Here is a 7,756-nt window from a genome sequence, read left to right on the forward strand (position 1 = left end):
CGTCGCGTTCGTGCGTGGCACCACACGCACTGCAAGTCCATTCTCTGATTCCAAGGCCTGCGAGTCCTTTCGGACTTGAATCGGGGCATGAGCCACAATTCGAGCAGGTCTGGGTGGTGTAGGCTTCATTCACTTCTTTGAAAACAATGCCTGCGTGATCGCATTTGTATTCCAGCATTGTTTTCAACATTGACCAGCCGGCATCATAAACCGATTTCGCACGGTTGGTTTTCGCTTGTGATAAAGAAGAAACATTGCCCACCACAATCAAACCGGAGCGATTGACTAGCTCTCGGCTGAATTGGTGCAGGGCATTTTTTCTGCGATTGGCAATTTTGGCGTGAATCGCCTCCCAGCGCTATCCTTACCCGCACTAAAAGTACGGGGCTTGTCGCGCATTTTGGTCATTTACTGCTGTTTTGGCAACTGTAATCTTTATTCGACACCAGGCTCAAGCATATCTTTAAAGGGATTTTGCAGGTTCAGGTTAACTTTTTGTATATAACCGGGTATTTCCATGCTGTTGGCGTCCATTTTAAGGTCTTCGCCTTCCAGCACCTGTTCTCCGAACTGGTAATTCAGCTTGAATGCGCCACTGGTAAAGTCATCTTCATGCTGTTGGCTAAGTTCCAGAGTTTTTTCCAGTTGTGCTTGATGTTTGTTCATGGCTTCGCGGCCGTGACGGGCTTCCAGCATCTGCTGAGTGATATGCGGAGCCAGCAGCAAGGCGCTGGCATTGTTACCACCAAAACCCTTGGCATTCAGCAGCGCCATGTCCATGCCCTGCTGGCCGGTTTCCTGATGCTCAATCGACAACTTAAGATTGGAGTCGTGGATATCTGCAGCAAAATGATCCACCGTGCTGATGCCCGGCAACCAGCCTTCTGCCCAATTGCCCAGTGCACTCATGAACTGATCACCACCGGCGGTGCCTTGTGAGTGACCCACAAATGCTTTGATGGCAGCGACCGGCCAGGACTGAATACCCATGGCTTTTGCCACTTCGTTAATAACATGGGATTCAGTGGTGCGGTTTTTGGGTGTGCTGGTGCCGTGGGCATGAACATAACTGCGTTCGCGCAGGGCTTTTTCACCCAGCAGGCTACGACCCAGCGCGGCGGCCTTGGCTAAGGTCAGATAGTTGCCAATACCCGGTGCCGATATGGAGCGTTTAAAGCCGTCTGCGTTGGCAAAAACTTCGGGAACCGAACCCAGAATCTGTGCGCCTGTTTCGACGGCCAGATCGTCAGAAACCAGCAGGGTGAATTGCGCTGATTCAGCAATGGTGAAACCGCAGTTGTCCGAGAAGGGACGGCAGGCTCGACGGAAGTGCTGATCCTCAAGGTGCTCGACACCATCCAGAGCACGCAGGCTGATGTTATCAGCCAGTGCACCCATGGCACGGAAGCCTTCGATGATTTCCGGTGTGACCGGGGCATCCGAGGTGCCCACCAGGGCAATTTTTAAACGACCGGAACGAATGGCGTTAGTGGCCGCCTGCAGGTTGTACAGGAAGGTGGCGCAGGCTCCAAGTAAACCGCTGGACTGACCGATATTACCCAGTATGTAAGCATTGATAAAATCTGCCGTCATCTGGGCATAACCCAGGGGCATCTGTTTGGAGGTGGTACGTTTGCCAGTGACCGGGTTTTGCAGCAGACCACCCCAGCCATCCTGATCCAGCTGGCCTATGGAGTTGCTGGCAAATACACCAATCTGATCCGGTCGTACACGACTGCTGAGTGATTGCCAGTCGATACCGGTTTGTCCCAGCAGATCAGATGCACCAAAAACAGCCATCTGCAGACCGCGAGGATGGTTGGCACTGCGATAATGGGCGCCGGGATCAAAACCGGTGGGCAGCATACCGGCAGCTTGCACCAGTGCCTCACGAGGATCAGTGATCAATACGTCCTGGGGATGCAGCAGGGTAATTTCGACTTCTCCGGCGGATAGGTCACGAACCTGCCAGCCCGGTGGAATACGATCCGGCAATTGACGACGACGCAGATTAAATTTTATGGGTGTTTCGCCGGGCTGCAATGTCAGGGTGCGACTACCGGGGTGAGCGTGTACATCAAACCAGTCCGGATGAATTCGGCGAATCAGGGTGTTGTTGATCAGCTCTGAGCGATAACGCTCCAACAGCAGCGCGGAGGAAAGGGTTTCTCCGTTACGGGTTTGCCACTGCTCAGGCGCAGTCTGACGAGCCAGTCCGGTAAGGCTGGCAAGGGACAGCAGAGTTGTGTTTTGTTTCCCCAAGGGTAACTGATTCAGCAGCATACGCCGAAAAGCGTGGTGACCGGAAGTGCGTCCTGCGGGGCTGACGCCGCCCATGCCGATGATGACGGGAAGGTATGACAAAAGACTATCCTCTGAACAGAAAGTCTCCCTATCTTATCACTGCACCCGGATTTGGGCTATGAGTCAGCAGCCCTCTGATTACAACAGGTGCAGCTCTCTGGCACGTGTAACAGCCTGGGTGCGAGTTCTGGCGTCCAGTTTGCGCAGCATGTGGCGCAGGTGGGTTTTGACGGTATGCAGAGAGATAAATAGCCGTTCAGCAATCTCCTTGTTGGGCAAACCCTCGGCGACTAACCGTAATACCTGCTCCTCTCGAGTGGAGAGTTTTTCCAGTGGACGGGTTGGATCATTCAGAGTTTTACGATCCTTATGCTGCTGGACTTGTTCCAGCAACTGCTGGGCAAAATCCAGCGATTCTGATCCAGGTGACAGCTGTTCCTTGAGTTGTTGCAGCAGCTCTTTCAGGCTGGTGTCAGCACTTAAAAATGGCATCTGAAAGTTTTCCTGTTGTGCCAGTAACAAGGCTTCACGCAGGCATTCAAGTGCTGCACTGGTCTGGCGACTGTGTTTTAACGCCAGTGCCTTGTGCGCCAGAATAAATAGCCCGGATGTCGGATAGTCGCGGGTGTTCTCCAGCTCATTGTTTAATACGGTCAGCGCCTGAGGATAACGACGATGACTGAGCAGGGCGCGGGCGTATAACAGTTGCAGCAGCTGGCCTTGTAGTGGTAAGTGCACCAGCGGTTGTTGAAACCCCTGGTCGGCCAGTTGTTGTAACCAGGTGAGTGCCAGATCCAGCTTGCCCTGATCCAGCCACAAGCTGGCCTTGAGTGCAGTGACCATGGGTTGCCAGCTGGCAGATGCGGGATGATGTACATGCAGGGAGCGTTCAGCTTCGGCCAGCCAGTCAAAAGCAGCAGTGATATCACCTTCTGTCCGTGCTGTCAGGGATAACACCAGAAAGCCACTGATCAGGTGTTGATCCCCCGTGGGTCGCAAAAGTGAAATACCTTCTTCCAGAAACTGCTGTGCCTGGCGGATATTACCCTGGCACCAATCCAGATAACCCTTCAGCAAAAATAATCGGCCACGGGGCACAGCTCCGATGGATGGGCGCCGCAGAGCTTCTGTCAGCAGGTGTGCCGCCAGCTGCAGGTGCCCTTTGCCCATTTCGATGCAAACCTGGTCATAAACCAGCAATTGCTCCAGTTCGATGTTAAAGGCTTTGTGTGCCAGCATCTGAGCTTCACGGTTGAATCCTCGTGCAGCTTTTAACTGATTGCGTGAAATCTGAATGCGGGTAATCAGCATCAGCGCGACTACCCTGATGCCAGTGGACTGGTTTTTCAGTTGTGGATAAAGCGCCAGTGTCTGTTGCAGCGCCGTATCACCTTTACCCTGTGCAGCCAGAATCTGGCAGTGTAATAGGCGGGCGTGATGATCATCCTTTAGTCCTGCATTCTGCAAATGCAACAAGGCTGTGTCGATCTGACCAGCCAGGATTAATGCCTGGCAGCTGATCAGCAGCAATGTCGGTGAGGCTTCCAGCAGTGCTGTTGGCAGGCTGGTTTTCCATAATAAAAAAGGGGCTGGCTCCAGGCTTTGGAGTAGATGATCCCCGAGCTGTTGCATCTGTTGTGCCAGTAATTCCGGTTGCCCAGCCTTGTAAGCCTGCTCAGCAGCAGCAAAGTGAAGTCCTTTTGCAGCCAGCAGTTGTGCGGCTTGAGTATAAAAGTCCGGGTCGATGGGTTCAGGCTGGGTTAATAACTGCTGTAACTGCGGATGCAGGCTGTACCAGGGTTCGTGATCCTGTGTGTCGGATGTCAGTAGTAGCCCGGCTGCGGCAAGGTGGTTCAGGGCAGTTTCGGTGATGGGTGAGTTAATCAGTGCAGTCAGTAGTGAACTACTGCTGGATTTGAGTCTGGACATTTGCCGCAGTAGTTGCAGATCCTTATCCGGTAAAGTGGCCAGCACCTGCTCCTGCAGATACTGGCGCGTCAGCGAAAAATCGCCGGTTTGTGAAACCAGTCGTATTACTGCTGGCCAGCCCAAAGTTTGTTGCCACAGCTCTGTGACCCAGGGCAGGTGGATACTTTTGTTCAGTTGGCTGAACAACTGGCGGATTTCATCTGCGGTGAAGGCCAGCTCCTGACGCTGCAGGAACAAAAGCTGTTCGCTGAGCTGCAGTTTGCTGGTATCCAGAGGCAGGGGTGTACGAGAGGCTAATATTAGTGACAGATTTTCTGGCAGTGCCATCAGCAGTAAATCCAGCAGCTTTAAGCTCTGTGGATGGCTGATGTTTTCCACGGCATCCAGTATCAGGTGGCTGTGAGTTCTGATTGCTCCACCCAGCGCTGCCATTTGTTGATTGAGTAATTGCTCCGGGTGTTCCGGGAAAGGGGATAACGGGTCAGGCAGCGCTGTCAGCAGCTGTTCACGGGATGCCGGTGCAAGATCAGGCAGGTTTGCCAGGCTGGCAAGAATGCCGCTGAACAGTGCCTCCGGAGTGTCATCCATGTGATTAAGATCCAGCCAACAGCTTGGCAGGCGTTGACTGTGGTGCCATTGACTGAGTAGCAGGGATTTACCACTGCCTGCCGGTGCCAGCAGCAGGATCAGGCGGCAGCCGGAAGCCTGCTCCAGTCGGGTCAGCAGGCGTTCCCGCACCAGAGTGTGAGCAGGCATGGCCGGTGCTTTAAAACGACAAGGCAGGAGGCTGCTGTGTAAAGCAGACTCCTGCAAGAGGATGTTTGAAGCCATTTGAACCCCAGTGTCCGACTGAAAAAGCCATTAACCTTTTAATAAACTAAGTCAGGCGGACAGGGGATACAAGGGTTTGCTGCTCAGCGACCACCGGCACGGCTGAGAGCTGCCGGTGTGAAGTTGCTGCGCTGAGCCTGGTAATCCCAGTTATAACCACGGGTGTCATTGATTAGACCCGACACAATGTAACGGCCATTCACCAGGTCGTAGATGGTTTCAGCGGCGTACCAGGGCACTTGTACATCATGGAACTGTACGGTATGACCTTCAGCGACCCGCCAGAGGTTGCCACGTCCATCATAATGATCCACATGAGCAATCTGGTAGGTGTCTTCATCAAAGTACATCACACGCTTGGCATAAATGTGGCGCTGACCATCACGCAGGGTACCCTCAACCTGCCAGACCCGGTGCAGCTCATAACGTGAGTGCTCAGGATTCAGGTGACCTGCCTGTACAATGTCATTCACACTGAGACCGGTGTTCAGCAGTTTGTAGCTGTTGTAGGGAATGTACATCTCTTTTTTGCCCACCAGCTTCCACTCATAACGATCCGGTGCACCGTTGAATACATCCAGGCCATCGGAAGTACGCTGACCATCTGCTGCAGTGCCGGGTCCGTCATAAGCCACCTGAGGAGCACGACGCACACGACGTTGACCCGCGTTGTAAATCCAGGCACGGCGTGGTTCTTTCACCTGATTCATGGTTTCCTGAACCAGCAGCACGGTGCCGGAAAGACGCGCAGGTGCAGTCACGGATTGCAGGAAATAAAACAGGCTGTTTTCCACCGGATCGGCAATAAACATGAACTCTTCGCTCAGTGTTACCGGAGTAAAGTTACCATTGGCTTGTGGAGTTACCAAGGTCACTTCACGCTCGGCACCGGGGCCGCGGTAACGTGTGGAGTGGTTCCACACCAGCTCTACACCGGTTTTTGGAAGCGGGAAGGGTGTGACCTGATTAAAGCCTTCCACACCATTGCCCTTATCCACCAGTTTGGCGTCACGGGCGTTCTGCTTGACCTGATCATAAACAGCCTGGGGGTAACCGGCCGTTCGGTGAGTCGGGTAGACCGGAATACGGAAAGTGTCCGGATACTTCTTCAGCATTTCAATCTGACCGGGAGCCAGCCTTGCCTGATACTCGGTGTAGTTCTGTGCGGTGATGACATACAGGGGTTTTTCTGCAGCAAAGGGATTGCCGTAACCGTCTTTCCAGTTACCCGGCCCTTGTTTGAGTCCGCCGTCCCAGGCGGGAATGCGTCCACCTGCTCCACCGGCACGCTCTGCGCCCATTGGTGTCAGCTGGTTGCCACCCAGGCGGTCAGCCGCCAGCAGAGAACCGCCAGAGGCCAGTAAACCTGCGGCCAACAGGGCTGTTGCCAGCCCTCCCAGGGTAAAATTACGTGTGGTCTGTTTCATTGTTTTTATCCTTTTAACAAGTTGCACTTGATCAGTAGTTCATGCCAACACTGAGGCTGATGAAATTGCGGTCATCCAGATCCCAGTAGTCGGTATCGAAGTAATGGGTGTAGCTTAGATTGCTGAAATAGGTATTCATGTATTCAGCGCCCAGTGCGGTACCCAGAATCATGCGGCCTTCATAAAACTGGCTGCCTGGCTCGGGGCCGTAACCACTGACATCATGACTCCAGGAGACTGTGGGTTTGAGTGTCAAACCACCCACCAGAGCATTGTTGTACTCCAGTTGAGCCAGTACACGATAACCCCAGGACAGCTCGGTTACGTAGCCGTTGTCAGCGAACATTTCAGTTTCACTGCCACTGGATCCATAAACAGAGGAGCGGCCAAAACGTATCTCGCTGGTGTCGGGCAAATCATTCACATAAGTGAAGCCAATTTCACCGATCAGACGCAGATTATCAGCAGCCATCACGCGGTTAATATCATGGATAAAGGTGCTCTGAAATTGGTAAACATCCAGTTCGCGGTAACCTTTTTGTACACCGGATTCCAGCTCACGAATTTCTGATGGTAAGCGAGCTACTAAGTTGCCATACAGCGGATGAGCTGTGTTGTTATGGCCGGCAGTATTCGGGTTGTAGCCCAGGTTGCCCAGCAGGCCGCGCACCAGTACGTCGTTGGCGTTAATCTGGATTGGTGCATCAGGGCGATAGGTGAACTCACCTGACCAGGCTGTGCCGGTAGGTAAGAGTGTTGCAAAGGATGCAGCTATGATTTTCTGGTCTTCCGGGAACTCAATAATGTATTGAGTGGCTTTGTCATTACCGGCAGCAGCGATTACTGCTTGAGCGGTTGAGTTGCCAGCAACTGCTGTAGCAACTTCAAGTGCTTCTGAAGGAATGGCTAGGCTTTTATTCATGGTTGTTGCAGTATTTTGCATTATGGTTGCATAGGTAACAGCTTTCTGTGCATCAGATCCAGTACTGACATAACCTCCGGCTAAAGGTAGCCGGCCGTGAATATTCTGGAATGACAGGCCAAATTCAGTGCCATTCAGCTGTTCTGCGTACCACTTCAAAGCAACACCAAACTGCCCTGTATCGCTAGGCTCTTCATCACTGGCACGCTGAGCAATGGTCAAGTCTTTACTGGAGAGTCCCAGTTGTCCATAACCATTAGCCAGTGCAAAAGAGCTTGCCAGAGCGGCAAAAGGCGTACCTGTGAGAGTGCCTGCGACGTTGGCCTGTTCATTGATGCCACTC

The 7,756-nt window shown here is 53.0% G+C and carries 5 protein-coding genes; all 5 read right to left on the minus strand.

Going from position 1 to position 7,756, the window contains the following annotated elements; all coding sequences use genetic code 11:
* Positions 1–346 (minus strand): transposase (locus tag IBX50_RS15065; RefSeq protein WP_366930738.1); only part of this gene is annotated, 346 nt, incomplete at its 3' end.
* Between the two features lie 89 nt (positions 347–435).
* Positions 436–2,364: a beta-ketoacyl synthase gene (locus IBX50_RS15070; RefSeq protein ID WP_292257117.1), complete on the minus strand. Its 1,929-nt coding sequence runs from the start codon at positions 2,362–2,364 to the stop codon at positions 436–438.
* A 78-nt stretch (positions 2,365–2,442) separates the two neighbouring features.
* Positions 2,443–5,064 (minus strand): LuxR C-terminal-related transcriptional regulator, encoded by a 2,622-nt coding sequence (locus IBX50_RS15075; protein WP_292257118.1) that lies wholly within the window; start codon positions 5,062–5,064, stop codon positions 2,443–2,445.
* Between the two features lie 83 nt (positions 5,065–5,147).
* Positions 5,148–6,491 carry a DUF1329 domain-containing protein gene (locus IBX50_RS15080; RefSeq protein WP_292257119.1) on the minus strand — a complete coding sequence of 448 codons (1,344 nt, stop codon included), beginning with the start codon at positions 6,489–6,491 and terminating at the stop codon, positions 5,148–5,150.
* Positions 6,492–6,522: 31 nt separating this feature from the next.
* Positions 6,523–7,756, minus strand: a 1,234-nt coding sequence (locus tag IBX50_RS15085) for a DUF1302 family protein (RefSeq protein ID WP_292257120.1), incomplete at its 5' end; no start/stop codon positions are given.

The organism is Marinospirillum sp. (assembly GCF_014859565.1).

What these genes read in the sequence shown, in the direction of transcription:
- IBX50_RS15075 (WP_292257118.1), bottom strand. Translation starts at nt 5,064, where the DNA reads ATGGCTTCAAACATCCTCTTGCAGGAGTCTGCTTTACACAGCAGCCTC.
- IBX50_RS15080 (WP_292257119.1), bottom strand. Translation starts at nt 6,491, where the DNA reads ATGAAACAGACCACACGTAATTTTACCCTGGGAGGGCTGGCAACAGCC.